This window comes from Neorhizobium sp. NCHU2750 (assembly GCF_003597675.1).
GTDB lineage: Bacteria > Pseudomonadota > Alphaproteobacteria > Rhizobiales > Rhizobiaceae > Neorhizobium.
The window spans coordinates 3,114,162-3,131,982 of sequence record NZ_CP030827.1; the positions used below are offsets into that span (position 1 = coordinate 3,114,162).

19 protein-coding genes are annotated in these 17,821 nt (G+C 60.7%); 9 read left to right on the forward strand and 10 right to left on the reverse strand.

Features of this window, described 5'->3' with window-relative positions; all coding sequences use genetic code 11:
- The first annotated feature begins 203 nt into the window (after positions 1-203).
- Positions 204-374: a hypothetical protein gene (locus NCHU2750_RS30575; RefSeq protein WP_162939428.1), complete on the forward strand. Its 171-nt coding sequence runs from the start codon at positions 204-206 to the stop codon at positions 372-374.
- Positions 375-527: 153 nt separating this feature from the next.
- Positions 528-1,028 (forward strand): YciE/YciF ferroxidase family protein, encoded by a 501-nt coding sequence (locus tag NCHU2750_RS15235; protein ID WP_119941281.1) that lies wholly within the window; start codon positions 528-530, stop codon positions 1,026-1,028.
- A gap of 68 nt (positions 1,029-1,096) precedes the next feature.
- Here the strand turns inward: NCHU2750_RS15235 and NCHU2750_RS15240 are convergent, their stop codons facing one another.
- On the reverse strand, positions 1,097-1,342 hold the full coding sequence (locus NCHU2750_RS15240; RefSeq protein WP_119941282.1) for a hypothetical protein: 246 nt from the start codon (positions 1,340-1,342) through the stop codon (positions 1,097-1,099).
- 173 nt (positions 1,343-1,515) lie between these two features.
- Between NCHU2750_RS15240 and NCHU2750_RS15245 the strand changes: the two genes are divergently transcribed.
- Complete coding sequence (locus NCHU2750_RS15245) at positions 1,516-1,887, forward strand: DUF2934 domain-containing protein (RefSeq protein ID WP_162939644.1); 372 nt, start codon at positions 1,516-1,518, stop codon at positions 1,885-1,887.
- Between the two features lie 395 nt (positions 1,888-2,282).
- Positions 2,283-3,761: a glycogen synthase GlgA gene (glgA, locus tag NCHU2750_RS15250; RefSeq protein WP_119941284.1), complete on the forward strand. Its 1,479-nt coding sequence runs from the start codon at positions 2,283-2,285 to the stop codon at positions 3,759-3,761.
- Positions 3,762-3,801: 40 nt separating this feature from the next.
- On the opposite strand, the gene NCHU2750_RS30950 is transcribed toward glgA, so the two are convergent.
- Positions 3,802-4,020: a hypothetical protein gene (locus tag NCHU2750_RS30950; protein WP_245480255.1), complete on the reverse strand. Its 219-nt coding sequence runs from the start codon at positions 4,018-4,020 to the stop codon at positions 3,802-3,804.
- Between the two features lie 296 nt (positions 4,021-4,316).
- Between NCHU2750_RS30950 and NCHU2750_RS15260 the strand changes: the two genes are divergently transcribed.
- Both NCHU2750_RS15260 and NCHU2750_RS15265 read left to right on the forward strand, forming a co-directional pair.
- Positions 4,317-4,514 carry a BrnT family toxin gene (locus NCHU2750_RS15260; RefSeq protein WP_245480256.1) on the forward strand — a complete coding sequence of 66 codons (198 nt, stop codon included), beginning with the start codon at positions 4,317-4,319 and terminating at the stop codon, positions 4,512-4,514.
- 46 nt (positions 4,515-4,560) lie between these two features.
- Entirely contained in the window at positions 4,561-4,839 is a 279-nt protein-coding gene (locus NCHU2750_RS15265; protein WP_119941286.1) for a helix-turn-helix domain-containing protein, read from the forward strand.
- A 70-nt stretch (positions 4,840-4,909) separates the two neighbouring features.
- Here NCHU2750_RS15265 and glgX read toward each other — a convergent pair whose 3' ends face one another.
- Positions 4,910-6,988, reverse strand: a complete 2,079-nt coding sequence (glgX, locus tag NCHU2750_RS15270) for a glycogen debranching protein GlgX (RefSeq protein ID WP_205583857.1) — start codon at positions 6,986-6,988, stop codon at positions 4,910-4,912.
- Between the two features lie 103 nt (positions 6,989-7,091).
- Positions 7,092-8,030 (reverse strand): IS110 family transposase, encoded by a 939-nt coding sequence (locus NCHU2750_RS15275; RefSeq protein ID WP_119939839.1) that lies wholly within the window; start codon positions 8,028-8,030, stop codon positions 7,092-7,094.
- Between the two features lie 553 nt (positions 8,031-8,583).
- On the opposite strand from NCHU2750_RS15275, the gene NCHU2750_RS15285 reads away from it, so the two are divergent.
- The 3 genes from NCHU2750_RS15285 to NCHU2750_RS15300 all read left to right on the forward strand — a co-directional run bounded on the left by NCHU2750_RS15285 (position 8,584) and on the right by NCHU2750_RS15300 (position 10,175).
- Entirely contained in the window at positions 8,584-8,844 is a 261-nt protein-coding gene (locus tag NCHU2750_RS15285) for a hypothetical protein (RefSeq protein ID WP_119941287.1), read from the forward strand.
- A 514-nt stretch (positions 8,845-9,358) separates the two neighbouring features.
- On the forward strand, positions 9,359-9,556 hold the full coding sequence (locus NCHU2750_RS15295; protein ID WP_119941289.1) for a hypothetical protein: 198 nt from the start codon (positions 9,359-9,361) through the stop codon (positions 9,554-9,556).
- Between the two features lie 58 nt (positions 9,557-9,614).
- Complete coding sequence (locus NCHU2750_RS15300; protein ID WP_119941290.1) at positions 9,615-10,175, forward strand: type 1 glutamine amidotransferase domain-containing protein; 561 nt, start codon at positions 9,615-9,617, stop codon at positions 10,173-10,175.
- Between the two features lie 60 nt (positions 10,176-10,235).
- On the opposite strand, the gene NCHU2750_RS15305 is transcribed toward NCHU2750_RS15300, so the two are convergent.
- The 6 genes from NCHU2750_RS15305 to NCHU2750_RS15330 form a co-directional block, all read right to left on the reverse strand.
- Positions 10,236-11,279 carry a DNA topoisomerase IB gene (locus tag NCHU2750_RS15305; RefSeq protein ID WP_162939718.1) on the reverse strand — a complete coding sequence of 348 codons (1,044 nt, stop codon included), beginning with the start codon at positions 11,277-11,279 and terminating at the stop codon, positions 10,236-10,238.
- 103 nt (positions 11,280-11,382) lie between these two features.
- On the reverse strand, positions 11,383-13,080 hold the full coding sequence (locus tag NCHU2750_RS15310) for a sensor histidine kinase (protein ID WP_119941292.1): 1,698 nt from the start codon (positions 13,078-13,080) through the stop codon (positions 11,383-11,385).
- Positions 13,081-13,300: 220 nt separating this feature from the next.
- Positions 13,301-14,446, reverse strand: a complete 1,146-nt coding sequence (locus NCHU2750_RS15315) for an ABC transporter ATP-binding protein (protein WP_119941293.1) — start codon at positions 14,444-14,446, stop codon at positions 13,301-13,303.
- A 5-nt stretch (positions 14,447-14,451) separates the two neighbouring features.
- Entirely contained in the window at positions 14,452-15,333 is an 882-nt protein-coding gene (locus NCHU2750_RS15320) for a carbohydrate ABC transporter permease (RefSeq protein ID WP_119941294.1), read from the reverse strand.
- Positions 15,330-16,256 (reverse strand): carbohydrate ABC transporter permease, encoded by a 927-nt coding sequence (locus tag NCHU2750_RS15325; RefSeq protein ID WP_205583858.1) that lies wholly within the window; start codon positions 16,254-16,256, stop codon positions 15,330-15,332. Before NCHU2750_RS15325 ends, NCHU2750_RS15320 begins: the two co-directional genes overlap by 4 nt.
- A 190-nt stretch (positions 16,257-16,446) precedes the next feature.
- Entirely contained in the window at positions 16,447-17,703 is a 1,257-nt protein-coding gene (locus NCHU2750_RS15330; RefSeq protein ID WP_119941295.1) for an ABC transporter substrate-binding protein, read from the reverse strand.
- Between the last annotated feature and the right edge of the window lie 118 nt (positions 17,704-17,821).

The window sequence follows — 17,821 nt, forward strand, 5'->3', positions numbered from 1 at the left end:
TATCGCGCCGCCCATCCGGTTTTGCCCGTCATTCGCCTGTTTCGGCCATCCGGTTTTGCCGAACCGTCTCCAAAGGTATTCATCTGTGACATTTTCGGGATATCCGAAACGGCAGGTCTTGCTGTAAGGAAATCTAATGTAGGGTTCGTGGCTGGACGCGTTTGCCGGATGTTTTTCCGGCGCTTCTTACGTCAGGGGTCGGGATGGCGAAGGACATTGCTCAGGTCGATGAGCGGGAGGCTAGGATGGGACGCCGCGTCAATGGCAAGGTCTCGGTTCTGCTGACGGAGATCGAAAAGGAAGAAATTCCCGATCGCCTGCTCGAACTGGCCCGCAAGCTCCAGAGCGCCCTTAGCGAAAAGCAGCAGGGCTGATTTAAGGCCAATCCACTTCTTCCAACAGGATGACGGCAGCCGCGTCGGCGCGCCGCTTTTTATTCTCGCCTTTTCCGATGGCGAGGAACTTTCGCCACCCCTCCCGGTTAGACGGCCGCAACCGTTATCAGACAACCATCAGGGAGAAACTCAATGGCGACCACCAAGACGCTCAATGATCTTTTCTATGAAACGCTGAAGGACATCTATTACGCCGAACGGCAGATCGTGAAGGCCTTGCCGAAAATGGCCCGCGGCGCCCAAGACCCGAAGCTCAAGGCCGCCTTCGAAAATCACAAGGAAGAAACCGAGGGCCAGATCGAGCGCCTGAAACAGGTCTTCGAGATCATCGGCAAGCGCGCCCAGGGCAAGACCTGCGATGCGATCGAAGGCATTCTGTCCGAGGGTGAGGAAGTGATGGAGGAGTTCAAGGGCACGCCCGCCCTCGATGCCGGCCTTCTCGCCGCAGCCCAGGCCGTCGAACATTACGAAATCAGCCGTTACGGCACGCTGCGCGCCTGGGCCGAGCAACTCGGTCTCAACAAGGTCGTGCCACTGCTCGACGAAACGCTGCAGCAGGAATCCAAGGCAGATGATCTGTTGACCGACATTGCCGAAACCGCCGTCAACACGGCAGCGAAAAAGGCGGCCTGATCAACACCCTGAAATGCGGAAAGCCCGGATCGCTCCGGGCTTTCATCCTTTGGTCGCATTAGGCTTTTTCAGCTCAGCGAGATCGGCCCAACGCTCGGCGGCAGCACGGCAACGGGCGGCTGGATCGGCAGCATGCTGCCGTTCAACCCCTGTGAGCGGAAGATGCGGGTCTCGTACCCTCCGCGCGTCGCGAGATGCGTACGGGCCGCGTCAAGAGCCAATTCGTAACTGTGATAGTATGACGCGGACTGAATCCCGTCGATGACGTAGACCCATCCGGTCGCATGAGGCATTATATCGCAGTAGTTGTGCATAGTGAGTGTCTCCTTCCCGAAGGACGGAACAAAGCCGACGCGCAAAAGTTCCTGTTGGTCGGGAAGAATCCTGCTGATAATCTGCGATGTCATCACACGACATTGCAGCCTTTTACATTTCCTCGGAACTTTTCTGCAGCGCACGCGTTTGGCGGTTTGGGCGAATGGAGACGATGATGGCAGCTTCTCAGGAAGATTGGATCAAGCATAGAGCCTACCAACTTTGGGAGCAGGAGGGTTATCCCGCCGGCAAGGACATGGAGCATTGGGAAAGGGCGAAGCTCGAATATGCGACGCTGAAGCCCACCGCTTCGGTACCGGCGGCCAAGAAGGCGAGCACCAAGGCCGAAAAGCCTGCTGCAGCCAAGTCAACCAAGACGGCATCCCAAAAGACGGCAACCAAGGCGCCCGCAAAGGCCGCCGCGAAAAAGACGGACAAGCCGGCCGCCAAGGCCGAGCCAAAGACTGAAAAAGTGCCGGCCGTGGCTGCAGCAGTGACGGCGGACCAGACGAAGAAGCGGTCAAAGAAACTGGCTGCCGAATAGACCCGATCATCTGCGGGTCGATTTATTAAAAGCGTTGATAGCGCATATGGCCGGCGATCATCTCGCCGGGCATGTGTCTTTGCGCGACCAGACTTTGCGTAACGAAATCCTGGCGTAACGAAATCTTGGATTGAGACAATGACAAAACCGGCCGGCACCAGCGCATTTCCCCGAAAGCAGCATGATCGCGCGTCCCGGCTGAAACCCTGCAGCAAGGCTCTAGCTGAGCTGGCAACACCTTCCTTTTTGTCACGGCAGCCCTGCAATCATCCGATCTTGCGGGACGTGATCTAATGAGCGCTTATCTTTCCATCGATCCGCACAATAATCGCTATGACGGGCGGAGGAATCGCGTAGGCTTGAGGCCTGTCGTTGCTCGGGGGGAAAGCGTCACGATGAAGATATTGTCCGTTACGTCGGAGATCTATCCGCTGATCAAGACCGGCGGACTGGCGGACGTGACCGGATCTCTTCCCAAGGCGCTGTCGCCGCTCGGCATCGAGACCACCTCGCTCATCCCCGGCTATCCACGGGTGATGAGGCAGCTGCAGCAGACGACGCCGCTGCTCGAATTCGACGATCTTCTCGGCGAGCGTGCCACTCTTCTGCATGCCCAGGTCGAAGGGCTCGATCTCCTCGTCCTCGATGCGCCGGCGCTTTACGACCGCTCCGGCGGCCCCTATGTCGATGGCGACGGCAAGGATCATCCCGACAACTGGAAGCGCTTCGCCGTCCTGTCGCTTGCAGCAGCCGAAATTGCCGGCGGCGCCCTGCCCGGCTGGCTTCCCGACCTCGTCCATACCCATGACTGGCAGTCGGCCATGACCTCCGTCTATATGCGCGAGGCAGGCTGTATGACGCCGGTCGTCATCACCATCCACAACATCGCGTTCCAGGGCCAGTATCCGGCCGGCCTGCTGCGGCATCTCGGCCTGCCGCCGGAGGCCTATTCGATGGACCGGCTGGAATATTTCGGTGACATCAGCTTCCTGAAGGGCGGGCTGCAGACGGCAGACGTGATCACCACCGTCAGCCCCACCTATGCCCGCGAGATCCTCACTCCGCGCTTCGGCATGGGCCTGAACGGCGTTCTCAACGAGCGGGTGGAAGTGCTGCGCGGTATCGTCAACGGCATCGACATGGATGTCTGGGACCCGACGATCGACGATTTCCTACCGCAGACCTTCGACATCGCCAACCTGCGCCGCAAGCGGGAAAACCGCAAGCCGCTGCTCGAACGCTTCGGCCTCGACGAGGACGACGGCGGCCCGATCTTTTCCGCCGTCAGCCGCCTCACCTGGCAGAAGGGCATCGACATGCTGGCCGACACGGCCGACGAGGTGATCCACAATGGCGGCCGCATCATCATCGTCGGACAGGGCGACCACGCGATCGAACAGGCATTGCTGCAGACCGCGGCCCGCTATCCCGGACGCATGGCCGTCCATATCGGCTATGACGAGCCGACCGCCCATCTCGTCCAGGGCGGCTCGGATTCGATCGTTCAGCCCTCACGCTTCGAACCCTGCGGCCTGACCCAGCTTTATGCCCTGCGCTATGGCTGCGTGCCGGTCGTCTCGCGCACTGGCGGCCTGTCGGAAACCATCATCGACGCCAATGATGCGGCCATGTCCGCCCGTGTCGCCACCGGCTTTCAGTTCCACCCCGTCACCACCAACGGCCTCAGGCTTGCGCTCCGCCGCGCGCTGCATGCCTATGAACAGCCGAAGATGTGGGCGCGGCTGCAGAACCAGGGCATGAAGACGAAATTCTCCTGGGAGCGCAGCGCCCAGCAATATGCCGCCGTCTACCGCAGTCTGGCGCATAAGGCATCGAGCCCGCAGACAGGCCTGCGCCGGCTGAAATTCTGGTAAGCGCCCGGCCGGCCACTCGCGTGGGACCCCGGCCTGTCGCTCAGATCTTCACCACCTCGTCACGCCAGAAGACGATCACATATCCGCCCGAAGGCGCAGCCTCCGCCGCCCAGGCCTGAAGCTGCGGCAGATAGGGCTCATGCCGCCAGAGATCGGCAAAATCCGGATCGGCCAGCACGGTGACCTGCTTGCCCTGCCGGTAGATCATCACATGCGACCGGTTGGGCTCCCATTCCTCCCCAAGCCCGGTGTCAGTCATCCAAAGACAGAGAAACTCCCGGCAAACTGAGGGGCGATCCCCATAGATCGAACACCCCTGCCCCGCCACGCAATGCACGCACCACTCATCCGCCGGCTTGTCGAAATGATCGATATCCGGCAGGCGGCAACAGAGCGTGCAGGGCCCGCAAGTGCGGGCTGGAAGGGTGGAAGAGGCGTGATCCATGCCGGACGTCTAGCATGTTTTCAATGAAAGGCATCTCCATCCGCCTTATCACAACGCTGCCAATGGGCGAAACTTGCGAACTATACGGAAATTCCGTATAGATCGCCTCCATGGCGGAAGAGAGGTTCGATCCCGAAAAGGATGCACTCAACCAGGCGAAGCATGGCCTCTCGCTGGGCTTCGGCGACCGCATTTTCGATGATGGCAACCACCTCGTTATTCCCCCCATCCGCGCGATCGATGGGGAGGAGCGTTTCAAGGTCATCGGTCTGGTCGAGCAGAAATTATATATGGCCGTGTTCGTCTGACGCGGCGAACACGCCCGTTTCATTTCCGTCAGAAGGAGCAACGAGGGTGAAGAAAGAGCATATCATGCTGCCGGCTGATCCGACCGATCCGGAGGATTTCGACGTAGACGCCGAAGCCCTGCAGCGGGGCCAGCGCGCACGCCTGATCCGGACTACGAGAACCAAGCTCGGATTGTCGCAATCCGAATTTTCCGCCCGCTTTCAGGTGCCAGTCGGTACGCTTCGCGATTGGGAGCAGGCGCGCGTCACCCCGCCGGATTATGCTCTCGCCTATATCAAGGTCATCGCCCAGCATCCGGATATGGTTGCCAGCGCCATTGCCTGATCGGCGCCACTCATCCGCATTGCAGCGGACTGGGTGACGCCATGCCTCAGGCACAACAACGTCACCGGCCTCACGGCCGCCTGAACAGTGCCAGGCTTCGCCCTTCGAGCTCGAAATCCTTTTCCTTGGTGATGACGAGCCCGCGTTTTGCGGTATCGGATGTCGTCAGTTCCAGCACCCAGCCGCCCTCGCCGAATTGTGGGATGCGGAAGGGCACATTGCCTTCGAAGGGATTGAACAGCATCAGCACGTCATGCCAGATGCCCTCTTCCTCCTTCAGGTCGCCGCGGCCGATATAGACGCCGAGCGTCGTGCCGTCGTCCCACTGGTCAGGCTGCTGGAAGCCGCCGCCGGCATTGAACCACTTGATATCCATCCCGTCGCGCCAGTTCTCGCGGCGCAGAAGCGGCTGCTCGGCGCGAAGCTTGATCACGTGGCGGGTGAATTCGCGCAGCGCCTCGCAGGTTTCGGGCAGGTCGTCCCAATGCACCCACGAGATATCGCTGTCCTGCGCATAGCCATTGTTGTTGCCCATCTGGCTGCGGCCGAACTCGTCGCCGGCAAGCAGCATCGGCGTCCCATGCGAGAAGAACAGCGTGGCGAGGAAATTGCGCTTCTGCCGGTCGCGTACTTCATTGATGCCCTCGTCCTCGGTCGGGCCTTCCGCGCCGTAATTGTAGGACCGGTTGTCGTTATGGCCGTCCTTGTTGTCCTCGCCATTCGCCTCGTTATGCTTGTCGTTATAGGAAACGAGGTCGTTCAGCGTAAACCCGTCATGGGCGGTGATAAAGTTGACGCTCGCCCATGGCCGCCGGCCGCGCTGGTCGTAGAGATCGCCGGAGCCGAGCAGCCGGGCGGCAAAATCGGTCGAGACATTGTCGCTCTTCCAGTATTCGCGCACCGTATCGCGATACTTGTCGTTCCATTCGGCCCAGCCGGGTGGAAAACCACCGACCTGATAGCCGCCGGGACCGATATCCCAGGGCTCGCCGATCAGCTTCAATCTCGACAGGACCGGATCCTGCGTCATCGCATCGAAGAAACCGCCGCGCTGGTCGAACCCTTCCGGCTCGCGGCCCAAAATGGTGCCGAGATCGAAACGGAAGCCATCGATATGCATATGCTCCGCCCAGTAGCGGAGACTATCCATCACCATCTGCAGCACGCGCGGATGCGAGGTGTTGACCGTGTTTCCCGTGCCGGTGTCGTTGATGTAGTAGCGATGATTGTCCGGCAGGGTGCGGTAATAGGAGAAATTGTCGATGCCCTTGAACGACAGGGTCGGCCCGAGCTCGTTGCCTTCCGCCGTGTGGTTATAGACCACATCGAGAATGACCTCGATCCCGGCATCGTGGAAGGCGCGCACCATGTCGCGGAACCCCTGAATGCCGTTCGGCCCGTAATAGCGCGGCGCCGGCGCGAAGAAGCCGAGCGAGTTATAACCCCAGAAATTCTTCAGGCCCTTGTCGAGCAGGTGCTGGTCGTCGGGGAACCAATGCACCGGCAGAAGCTCGACCGAGGTGATGCCGAGGCTCTTGATATAGTCGACGGAGGCCTTGTGGCCCATGCCTTCATAGGTGCCGCGAAGCTCCTTCGGCAGGGCGGAGTTCAGCTGCGTGAAGCCTTTCACATGGGTCTCGTAGATCACCGCCTTCGGCCATGGCACGACGGGCCGGTTCTGGTCCTGCCAGTCGAAGGCATAGGGGTCGATCACCTTGGCCTTCGGCGTGAACGGCGCGCTGTCGCGGCTGTCGACCGTGAGGTCCTTGTCCTTGGCCAGCAGGTCATAGGCGAAATGCGCCTCGTTCCATTCGATATCGCCGACCAGTTCGCGCGCATAGGGGTCGATCAGCAGCTTGGCAGGATTGAAGCGGTGGCCGGCTTCCGGCTCGAACGGACCATGGACGCGAAAACCATAGAGCGCGCCGGGCTTCAGGCCGGGCACATAGCCATGCCAGATCTCGTGCGTATATTCTGGCAGATCGAGCTTGGCGATCTCTATCTTGCCGCTCGGATCATAGAGGCAAAGTTCGACGCGCGTCGCATAGGCGGAAAAGATCGCGAAATTGACGCCCTCGCCATCGAAATTGGCCCCGAGCCGCGTCCAGTCGCCAGCCTCGATCGAAAACTGGTTGGTCTTCATGTCCATGCAGCGCCCCTTTGCCGGAAGATCAAGGTTTAAGGAAAATCTGCCCTACAATGGTGCAGCGCGGCATTTGGTTCCCTTGGCTTTGCTAGAGTATCCGTTTTGATCAAGCCGGTTTTGGTGTCCATATTTGCTGTTTGCGCAGGAGTGCGTTTGCAAGGACGACCAGCTTTCGCATGATAGCGGTGATTGCGACTTTGGGCGGCTTTCCTGCTGTCCTGAGTGCGTCGTATTTGGCCTTAAGATCCGGGTTGAAACGGATAGCGACAAGAGCCGGCATGTAAAGGGCTTGCCTGACGATGGCTCTTCCACCAGCGATGAAGGCGCGTCCGGTCCACCCTCCGGACTGCCTGTCGTTTGGGGCAAGACCCGATAGCTTGCCGGCTGCCTTTTCATCGATTTCGCCCAGCTCGGGCATTTCGATGAGAAGTGTAAAGGCTGTGATCCTCGACAGGCCAGGTATGGAAACAAGGATATCGAAGCGCACCTTGAGGCTTTCGTCCGTTGCGATGTGGTCGGTCATGACCTGCTCGACCTGGACGAGTTGCGCTTCGATCTGCTTCAGCCGGGCGAGGTTCTGCCTTTTGAGGAGCGGCTGAGTGATATTCTTGGCCCGGTTCTTCGCAGCCGTTCTGTCCTTCACCAACGCCAGACGTGCAGCATGCAATTCCTTGAGTTCAGCGAAAGAAACGGCATACGGGGATAAGAGACGCGGGTTCAGTACCATGCCGAATTGGGCCAGCATCGCGGCATCCGCGCGATCCGTCTTGGCCAGCTTCCCAGTTGCCTCGGCAAACCGTCGCGCCTGACGCGGATTGACCTTGGAAAGTGGCAGGCCACGGGTGAGCATGAAGCGTTCGAAAGGCTTGTGGTAGGCACCGGTCGGCTCATAGACCACACGCGCGACAGGCGTGTCGCCGATCCAGCCAAGGATCGCGGCAAATCCCTTGCGGTCGTTGGTGACGCGCATCCTGTCACCATCTGGCAACCGATGGAGATCGATATGGTCTTTCGAGATATCGGCCCCGATGGTAATCTCACTCATCTTTTCCGTCTCCCATGCTTGTCATCCGAGCCCAAAGCTCGGGTATCCGTTCAGGACGATTGGAAAAGATGGAGGCGATCACACTCTAGCTCGGCCCCAAAACGGCCAGGCATTTCTCGATCCATCCTCCATCGCCGGAAGAGGATGGCCCTCCTCTCCGGCGCTTCTTTTTCTCACAAGAAGCGCAGATAGTCATAAGACAAGCCTTTCCTGGTTAAATTGAAGCGCTCTGCCGGAGCAGGTTTTCGACAGGGCAAAGGCGATTGGCGACGGGCATACCCTATGGTACGTCCGAGCCGATCGCCTTTGATCCTGGCGGAAAGATGCCCGGCCCTTCGGGTTGGCTGAAGCGGGCCGCCTGATCGACCGGCCGGCTTGGCCGTAAGCTTTGGCTACGACACGCGCCGGCCGGTCGACCATGCGACTCCGCTTGAGCCAACAGAGCGTTTCAATTTAACCAGGAAAGGCTCTAAGGGAACGACATGGCGGGCAGCGCCGTTCCCCGATCTGCCGCAGCGAGATTTTTCGCCTGCGGCACGAGGAGGGAAAATCGATGACATCCGTGACCATGGAAGAAGTGGAAGGCCGCCTCAGCGCACACCGTGAACTGATGATCGAAATGCTGTCGGCCATGATCGGCGGTGAAGTCACCATCACCGCCTTTCTGAGAAAGCTGCGCGACGACGCCACGTTCAAGAACAGCGAGGAAGATCCGGGCGTCATCCCGGAGCAAGCCTTCGCCATCGAAAACGCCGCCGCACGCGAAATCAGGGCCATCCTGGAGGCAGCGCGCGCAAGGGCGGAGGCAGGCTAGGGATCCGCCATGTTAAAACCTGTGCCCATTTGTGACCGGACTGTCATCTCCATGGCATTTTAGCGGAACTATAATGGCAGCCGACGCGTTCTTGGGTCCAGACGACAATGGAGGCTATCATGGTCAGGGATTGGGTAGAGGTGGCGGGTTTCGCGCTGGTCATTGCCGCCTGCTACATGTTTGTCATTCCCGCCTGATTTGGCCCGCCTGATTTGGCCCGCTCGATCAGCTCTGCCTGATTGAGCCTGCCTGCTCTGGATTTCCCGAGGAGGGGAGTGGCCTCGATCACGAGGCCCGGCTCTCGTGGCCCGGTGTGCCTGCGAGAGCAAAGCTCTGCCTCCCGCTGTGTCGCTTTCGCAGACATATCTTCCCCTCATCACGTTCCATTAGATCATGTAAATAATCGGGAACGTTTCTCTCCCCCTCTTGTTAGCCCACCGTGACAGGTCGCAAGCCGGCCGCCACGTTTCCCCGCTCGGTATGAAGCCGATCGGCAATTCTGTGGGAGATTGCCATGCAACACATTCTCGCAATGCTCAGGAACCGCTTTTTCTCTCGCCGCCGCAAGCCGGTCTTCGAGACGGCATATCCTGAGAACGTGCAGGTCATCATACCGGATGCTGTCGTGCTGCCGCTCCCGAAGGCACCACGCGAGGAAATCAGCGTCCCGGCCTCGATCAACGGTCGCGACCTGTCCACGGGCCGCCTTTGAGACGAACAAGGGCGGCCGTCCATCAAGCCACGAAAAACAATCCATAAAGGAGCCAATCATGGCAAAGATCGATTCTGCCAAAATTCTCATTCTCGCCACCGACGGCTACGAGCGGTCGGAACTGCGTGTTCCGCTGGAGGAGTTGACGCAGCGCGGCGCCGAGGTGAAGATCGCCTCGCTCAAGCCCGGCGAAATCAGGAGTTGGGACGAAAAGGATTGGGGCGATAGCGTGAAGGTCGACATTGAGGCAACGCGGGTCGACCCGCGCGACTTCGACGCACTGGTTCTTCCAGGCGGCCAGATCAACCCGGATGTCTTGCGCAAGGATCAGGCGGCCGTCGATCTCGTCCGCCAGTTCGTCGCCAGCGGCAAGCCTGTCGCGGCCATCTGCCACGGTCCATGGTTGCTGGTCGAGGCCGACGCCCTGCGTGGCCGCCAGGCGACCTCCTATCCGTCGATCCGCACCGACCTTCGCAATGCAGGCGCCAGCTGGAAGGACGAGGCCGTCGTCGTCGACAATGGCATCATTACATCGCGCTCTCCAAAGGATCTTGCTCAGTTCGTCGGCAAGATCGTCGAGGAGGTCGAAGAGGGCCGTCATCAGCGACGGGCGGCTTAACACATCAGGCCGTCGATGAGGCCAGCCCCTCATCCACCTGCCGGCACCTTCTCCCCGTGGTCACGGGGAGAAGGACGCAAGCGGTGAAGCATCCATCTTCAAAAATTCCACCAGCCGTGCCTCATTCAACCGCAACCCGCGCGGCGGCTTCACCAAGGTCGCATCGTTCATCATCGCCTCCAGCGGCGCCACGTTCTCGGAGAGGTCGAGAATGGCCGGATGCACATAGCTCGACCGGCACACTGCCGGCGTGTTCTGCAACACCTCCGACGCCGCCTTGGTCAGTGCCTTGATCTTCGGCCGCTTGCCCTCCTGTTCCACGATCGTCCAGGCCGTGACGAAGGCGGCAAGGCTACCGCCCCAGGTGCGGAACGTCTTGGCCGAGATCGGAAACCCGGCAGCCTTGGCGAGATAGGCATTGAGCCGACCGGAATCGACCGGCCGCGGCGTGCCGTGTTCGTCGGGAAACGAAAAGAGCTGCCGGCCGGGAAGATCGGCGATCTCTTCCAGAATGCGCTGCAGCCGCGGATGTTTGAGCGTGTGCTGCACGCGCTTGCCGCCCTTGGCGGTGAATTTCAACAGCACGCCATCGCCGGAGAGGACCATGTGCCGCTTGAGAAGCGTCGTCGCCCCATAGGTGCGGTTCTCCTTGGCATAGGCGCGGTTGCCGACCCTCAGATAGGTGGCATCCATCAGCGCCACGAGAGCGGCAAGCACGCAATCCGACTGGTCGAGCCCGAGCGACAGATCGTGCTTCACCTTACGGCGGATCTTCGGCAAAGCCGCGCCGAAACGCGCCAGCTGGTCGAATTTCTGCTCGCTGCGAAAGCTCTGCCAATCGGCATGGTAGCGATATTGCTTGCGCCCGCGCGCATCATAGCCCGTCGCCTGCAGATGCCCGCGCGGATCGAGGCAGATCCAGACATTCTCATAGGCCGGCGGCAGGCCGAGTGCGGCAATCCGCATCCTGTCCCTGTCATCGGAGAGAACGAGCCCGTCCGGTAATTTGTAGGAGAACCCCTTCCCTCGCCGCAGGCGCCGGATGCCCGGCTCCGTATCGCTGACATAGGTAAGCCCGATCGCCTCAAGCGAGGCGACATCGATCTCGATCGTTTTGAGAGAAAGGTCCATGCGCGCTAGAACGGCGCCAGCGCGCCTTCGTTCCTGCGGCCGTCGCTCAAATCAGCGCGACGGCTGGCATGAAGCCTCATGACCCGAAGCTGCGCCGTTCCTCTCCGGCCTCGTCGCGCTCCAGATTGGCTCTTGGAGCCACAAGCCGCCAGACCAGCCCCTCAGGCCGGAACTCGACATCCACCTGCCCGCCGAAAGCGGCCATCGCATGGCGCTGGATGATCGTGCTGCCGAACCCCTTGCGGGTCGGTTCCCTCACCAGCGGCCCACTGCTTTCTTCCCACACAAGGCTGATCCCCGCCAGACCGTCCTCGCCCGGCGCGACATCGTTCCAGATGATCCTGACCCGCCCCTGCGGCACCGACAATGCACCGTATTTGACCGAGTTGGTGGCAAGCTCATGAAGCACGAGGCCGAGATTCTGCACCGCCTCGGCCCGCAGCATGAAATCCTCGCCCTGCACCAGCAGCCGGTCGCCGGCCTCGAAGGTCGACAGGTGAAGCTCGATGACCCGCTTCAGCCGCACGCCGGCCCATTGTTCCTTGGCCAGCGCCTCGATCGACTTGCTCAGTCCCTGCAGGCGGGTACTGACCGCCTTCTGGAATTCCGGCATGGTCGTATCCTGGCGGCCGAGCTGGCGCATCATCGCCTGCACCAGCGTCAGGATATTCTTCGTCCGGTGCACCAGTTCGTGCAGGATGAGATGGATGCGGTCTTCCGCCTGGCTGCGGTCGAAGGAGGCATTGGAAAGCGCCACCGATACCTGGTTGGCCTCGGTAATGCGGGTATCCACCGGCGCGACGATCTCGCCCTGCCCCATCCGCTCCGCCATGTTGGCGATCTGCCGGATCGGTGTCCTAAGTTGCCGTGCGATCGTATAGGCAAGCAGCACCGCCAGCGTGAGAAAGATCACGCCGCCGGCCACCAGCTGCTTGAAGGTGGTGATGATGCTTTCCTGTGCCGATGCGATCGGCCCCCAGACGACGGCCTTCCAGGTCCAGCCGGTGATCTGGGCATAGCCATACATCTGCTTGCCCTCGCCATCGACATCCTCGATCGTGCCCTTGAAACCGGTCATCAGCCGCAGCGTATCGGGATCGAAGGCCTTGCCGGCGGCGATCTTCTCGGCACCGGCCGACGCCACCACCTGGCCCTGGCCATCGACCACCGCCGCCGACCAGCCGGCCGGCAGGCCCTCGACGGAAATCAGTTTCTCCATCTCCTCGGCATTCTGCGTCATGATGATCGCCGAGCCGGATCGGGCCATGTCGTCCGGCAGCGGCATGGCGACATTGAACACCCACTTGCCCGCGGTCTTGCCGAAGAAGACCGAGGAAACCTCGGTAATCCCGGATTTCAGCACCGATTGCAGCGACGGGACGTTGCCCATCGTGCTCAGCGCCTCGCCGAAGGGCGAACGGGTATTGACCCGCTGCTGGCCATCCTTGTCGACGACGATGACATAGAGCGAGTTTGAGCGCAGGCTGCGCTGGGTGCGGTCATGAAAGGCTTTCAGATCGCCGCTCTCAAGCTCCGGCGAGGTGATCAGCAGGCGCAGCGTCGTCGCCATGTCCTGCAGCTCGCGGTCGACCGAGCGGGCGATCAGCTGCGCATCCTCAGCCGTATCATTGGCGAGCGCTTCGCGCTGCTGGCTTTCCAGCTGCAGCACGAGGAAACCGACAAAGGCAAGCAGCGGAAGCGCGACGACGACCACCAGCGCCATCAAATAGGCACTGATCGAAGCGGTTGGGAAAAGACGCGAAAACCTCAGCATCCGGTCATCTTAAGCCAACAATGGTACTGCAGGCAGAAGCTGCCCGCCAAAACTGGTCATCAGTCTGTCCCGCCCTCGCTAAATGCATCTTAGCAGGATGGTTCTAGCGGCTTTTGCGGGTAACGCCAAGATTTGTTTGGCACAATCCGAACCACAGCCGTCAGGCAAGCTTGCGGAAACGTGTCCGACATGTGCCATTACGGCACAACTCGCAACCCGTTCAGCTGATCCTGCTGCCTGTTTCCGGATCGAACACCACCGCCTTGTCGAGGTTGAAGACGAAGCGGAAAGGCTGGCCCGGCTCCGCCGCCGTATCGGCCCGCGCACGCCCGGTAAACGTCGTCCCGTCGAGCCTGCCGGTGACGAACGTATCCGAGCCGGTCGGCTCGACAATCGTCACCTCGGCGTCCACATGCGAGAGCGCGCTGGCGCCCGCATCGGCAGAACCCTGGTCGGAAATCGCTTCCGGACGAAGGCCGAGGATGACGTCCTTGCCCTCGGCAAGCGCGGTCGTCACCGAAGGCGGAACCCTGACCGTCACGCCCTGCCCTGCCACGCCCTGCCCTGCCACGCCCTGCCCCGCCGCACCCTGCATTGCCGAACCGAACAGCTGGATGCCGCCGGAGACCACCCGGCCCTTCAGCATGTTCATCGCCGGCGAACCCATGAAGTCGGCAACGAACAGATTGGCCGGACGATTGTAGATTTCCGCCGGCGTGCCGACCTGCTGCACCATGCCTTCCTTCAGCACGACGATCTTGGTCGCGAGCGTCATCGCCTCGATCTGGTCATGCGTCACATAGACGATCGTCGCGTGGGTATTCTGGTGTAGCGCCTTGATCTCTGCCCTCACTTCGACACGCAGTTTTGCGTCGAGATTGGAGAGCGGCTCGTCGAACAGGAAGACGCGCGGCTGGCGCACCAGCGCCCGGCCCATCGCGACACGCTGGCGCTGGCCGCCCGAAAGCTGGCTCGGCCGACGCTTAAGAAGATGCTCGATCTGCAGCGTTTTCGCCACCTGGGCGACGGCCGCGGAACGCTTGTCCTTGTCGATGCCGCGCATCTCCAGCGCAAAGGCGATGTTCTCCTCCACCGTCATGTTCGGATAGAGCGCATAGGACTGGAACACCATGGCGATATCGCGCTTCGACGGATGCAGGTCCGTCACCACCTGCCCGTCGATGACGATATCGCCCGATGACGGCGGCAGAAGGCCGGCGATCGCGTTGAGAAGCGTGGACTTGCCGCAGCCGGACGGCCCGACCAGTACGAGGAACCCGCCCTTTTCCAGCTCGATATCGATGCCCTTGAGGATCTCGACGCTGCCGATTTTCTTGCGGATGTTCTTGATCTGGAGAAAGCTCATTGCGGTTATCCCTTGACTGCGCCGGCCATCAGGCCGCGCACGAAATAGCGTCCGGCGACGACATAGACGAACAAGGTCGGCAGCGCGGCAAAGACGGCCGCCGCCATGTCGACATTGTATTCCTTCACGCCGGTGGAGGATGAAACGAGGTTGTTGAGCGCCACCGTCATCGGCGAGGCTTCGCCGGATGAAAACGAGACGCCGAACAAGAAATCGTTCCAGATATTGGTGAACTGGTAGATGACCGTCACGACGATGATCGGCCCCGAGCTTGGCAGAAGAATGCGCCAGAAGATGCGGAAGAACCCGGCCCCGTCGATCATCGCGGCCTTCACCAATTCATCCGGAAAGGCTTCATAATAGTTGCGGAAGAACAACGTGGTGAAGCCCAGGCCGTAGATCACATGGACCATGACGAGCCCGGTCGTAGAATTCGACAGGCCCATCAGGCCCAAGAGCCGCGCCATCGGGATCAGCACCGCCTGGAACGGGATGAAGCAGGCAAACAGCATCATGCCGAAAACGATCTTGTGGCCCGGAAACCGCCATTTGGTCAGCACATAGCCATTCAGCGCACCCAAGAGCGTCGAGATAATGACGGCAGGCACCACCATCTTGATCGAGTTCCAGAAATAGCCCTTGATGCCGACGCAGGAGACCCCGATGCAGGCCTCGCCCCAGGCCTTGGCCCAGGCGGAAGCGGAGGGGTCGGAGGGCAGCGCCAGCATGTCGCCGCCGCGGATCTCGTCCAGCGATTTGAGCGAGGTCGAGATCATCACATAGAGCGGCAGCAGATAGACCACTGCAAGGATGATCAGCGCGGCATAGATGAATATGCGGGCAAACCGCGCCGAGCCGGCGCTCACGGTTTCGGGAGAAGCGCTCATTGTTTCTTCTCCCGCAGTTCGGAATAGAGATAGGGCACGATGATCGCGGTAATGCCCATCAGCATCATTACGGCACTGGCCGAACCGACATTCATCTGGTTGCGGTTGAACGTGTAGGAATACATGAAGGTCGAGGGCAGCTCGGTCGCATTGCCTGGCCCCCCGCCGGTTAGCGCGATGACGAGGTCGTAGGACTTGATCGCCATATGGGCGAGCACGATGAAGGCCGAGAGGAACACCGGCCGCAGCATCGGGATGATGATGCGCCGGTAGATCGAGACGGTCGAAGCGCCATCGATCTGCGCCGCCTTGATGATCTCGCCGTCTATGCCGCGAAGGCCGGCCAGAAACATCGCCATGATGAAGCCCGATGCCTGCCACACACCGGCAATCACGACGGTGTAGATCGCCATGTCCGGGTTCACCAGCCAATCGAACTTGAAGCTCGTCCAGCCGAGATTGTGCATGGTGTTCTCAAGTCCGAGACCCGGATTGAGGAACCATTTCCACGCCGTCCCCGTCACCACGAAGGACAGCGCCATCGGATAGAGGAAGATCGGCCGAAGCACCCCTTCCGCCCGGATGCGCTGATCCATCAGGATGGCGATGAACAGCCCGATCACCGTACAGATGAGGATGTAGAGCACCCCGAAAATCGCCAGATTCTGCATCGCCACATACCAGTTGGGCTGCGACCAGAGCCGGTAATAGGCATCGAACCCGCCCCATTTGTAGACGGGCAGGATGCGCGACGTGGTGAACGACAGCGTGATCGTCCACAGGATGAAGCCATAGACGAAGACGAGGATGACGGCGAAGGATGGCGCGAGCACGAGTTTCGGCAGGCCGTTGCGGAGGCTATCTGCGAAGGATTTTCGCGGCCGTTCCGGCGAAATCACCGGCATCGGTTCGATTGTCGTCATGAGGGTCTCCAATGGGGAGAGAAACATGGAAGGCATCCGACGGGATGCCCCCTCTGGCCTGCCGGCCATCTCCCCCACAAGGGGGGGAGAAGACCTGCGGCCCGCTCATCGGCCCAATCAGGCCTTGAGAGAGCAGCCGGGTTAAGCCCCTCCCCCTTGTGGGGAGGGGTTTGGGGCGGGGTCTTGTCTGCTACTTCGCCGCAGCCACTGCTTCCGGCAGGCGCTTCAGCGCTGCCTCGGTCGTCAGCTGGCCGTTCAGATGCTGGGTGATGACGTCGAGCATGGCTTCCTTGATCGCCGCCGGCTGGGCATAACCGTGAGCCAGAGAGCCCATCAGCGTGCCCTTGGACGAGGCTTCCGCCAGGTCCTTCATGCCCTTCTTGGCGCAATCATCGAATTCCGTATCCGCAATGTCGGTACGGGCCGGAACCGATCCCTTCACCTTGTTGAAGGCAATCTGGAAGGATGGGTTTTCGACGGCGGATGCCATCTTCAGCTGCGCGTCCTGCGCATCCTTGCCGACGTCGAACATCATGAACTGGTCGGCATTGAATAGCACCGAGCCCTGCGTGCCGGGGAAGCGGATGCAGACGAAATCCTTGCCCGGTTCCTTCTTCGCGCGCAGCCATTCACCCTTGGACCAGTCGCCCATTTCCTGAGCGCCCGCCTTGCCTTCGATCACCAGCGCCGTAGAGAGATTCCACTCGCGGCCCGAAAAATTCGGGTCGAAATAGGTGCGAAGCTTCGACATGTCGTCGAACACCTTTTTCATCGTGTCACTGGAAAGCGCCGTCGGGTCTGCCTCCAGCACCGCCTTCTTGTAGAAATCCGGGCCGCCGACGGAAAGAACCACGGCTTCCCACATCGTGCCGTCCTGCCACGGAACGCCACCATGGGCGAGCGGGATGATGCCGTCCGCCTTGAACTTGTCGAGCAGCGCAAACAGTTCATCCATATTGGTCGGCACCTTGCCGCCGGCCTTGTCGAGTGCTGCCTTGTTGATCCACAGCCAGTTGGTCGAGTGGATGTTTACCGGTGCCGCAACCCAGTGCCCGTCATACTTGGAAAATGCCTGCAGCGCCGGCGGAATGACCTTGTCCCAGCCTTCCTTGGCGGCAAGCTCGTCGAGATTTGCGGCAACGCCCATTTCCGACCAGTCGCGCAGGTCGAAGCCGAGCAACTGCACTGCAGTCGGCGGATCGCCAGCCGTCACGCGGGCGCGCAGTGCCGTCATCGCGGCGGAACCGGCGCCACCGGCGACCGGCATGTCCTTCCACGACACGCCCTCTTTCTGCAGGTTTTCCTTCAGCACGTTGAGTGCGGCAGCCTCGCCGCCCGATGTCCACCAATGCAGGACTTCAACCTGTTCGGCGGCACGCGCCGCACCAGCCGTCATGGCAATCAACGCCACGCCCGCAGCCAGCTTTGTAATGGCTCGAATATTCATCGATGATCTCCTCCAAATCCGGGCTCCTCTCCGGATGGAGAATTTATAACGATATAAACCGACAGGGTGTCAACCCATGCGGGAAGCTTTTCGAATTGCTATCGATCAATTTTTTATA

Coding starts and splice junctions, on each gene's coding strand:
- NCHU2750_RS30575 (WP_162939428.1), top strand. CDS start 204: ATGGCGAAGGACATTGCTCAGGTCGATGAGCGGGAGGCTAGGATGGGA.
- NCHU2750_RS15235 (WP_119941281.1), top strand. CDS start 528: ATGGCGACCACCAAGACGCTCAATGATCTTTTCTATGAAACGCTGAAG.
- NCHU2750_RS15240 (WP_119941282.1), bottom strand. CDS start 1,342: ATGCACAACTACTGCGATATAATGCCTCATGCGACCGGATGGGTCTAC.
- NCHU2750_RS15245 (WP_162939644.1), top strand. CDS start 1,516: ATGATGGCAGCTTCTCAGGAAGATTGGATCAAGCATAGAGCCTACCAA.
- glgA (WP_119941284.1), top strand. CDS start 2,283: ATGAAGATATTGTCCGTTACGTCGGAGATCTATCCGCTGATCAAGACC.
- NCHU2750_RS30950 (WP_245480255.1), bottom strand. CDS start 4,020: ATGACTGACACCGGGCTTGGGGAGGAATGGGAGCCCAACCGGTCGCAT.
- NCHU2750_RS15260 (WP_245480256.1), top strand. CDS start 4,317: ATGGCGGAAGAGAGGTTCGATCCCGAAAAGGATGCACTCAACCAGGCG.
- glgX (WP_205583857.1), bottom strand. CDS start 6,988: ATGGACATGAAGACCAACCAGTTTTCGATCGAGGCTGGCGACTGGACG.
- NCHU2750_RS15275 (WP_119939839.1), bottom strand. CDS start 8,030: ATGAGTGAGATTACCATCGGGGCCGATATCTCGAAAGACCATATCGAT.
- NCHU2750_RS15285 (WP_119941287.1), top strand. CDS start 8,584: ATGACATCCGTGACCATGGAAGAAGTGGAAGGCCGCCTCAGCGCACAC.
- NCHU2750_RS15295 (WP_119941289.1), top strand. CDS start 9,359: ATGCAACACATTCTCGCAATGCTCAGGAACCGCTTTTTCTCTCGCCGC.
- NCHU2750_RS15300 (WP_119941290.1), top strand. CDS start 9,615: ATGGCAAAGATCGATTCTGCCAAAATTCTCATTCTCGCCACCGACGGC.
- NCHU2750_RS15310 (WP_119941292.1), bottom strand. CDS start 13,080: ATGCTGAGGTTTTCGCGTCTTTTCCCAACCGCTTCGATCAGTGCCTAT.
- NCHU2750_RS15315 (WP_119941293.1), bottom strand. CDS start 14,446: ATGAGCTTTCTCCAGATCAAGAACATCCGCAAGAAAATCGGCAGCGTC.
- NCHU2750_RS15320 (WP_119941294.1), bottom strand. CDS start 15,333: ATGAGCGCTTCTCCCGAAACCGTGAGCGCCGGCTCGGCGCGGTTTGCC.
- NCHU2750_RS15325 (WP_205583858.1), bottom strand. CDS start 16,256: ATGACGACAATCGAACCGATGCCGGTGATTTCGCCGGAACGGCCGCGA.
- NCHU2750_RS15330 (WP_119941295.1), bottom strand. CDS start 17,703: ATGAATATTCGAGCCATTACAAAGCTGGCTGCGGGCGTGGCGTTGATT.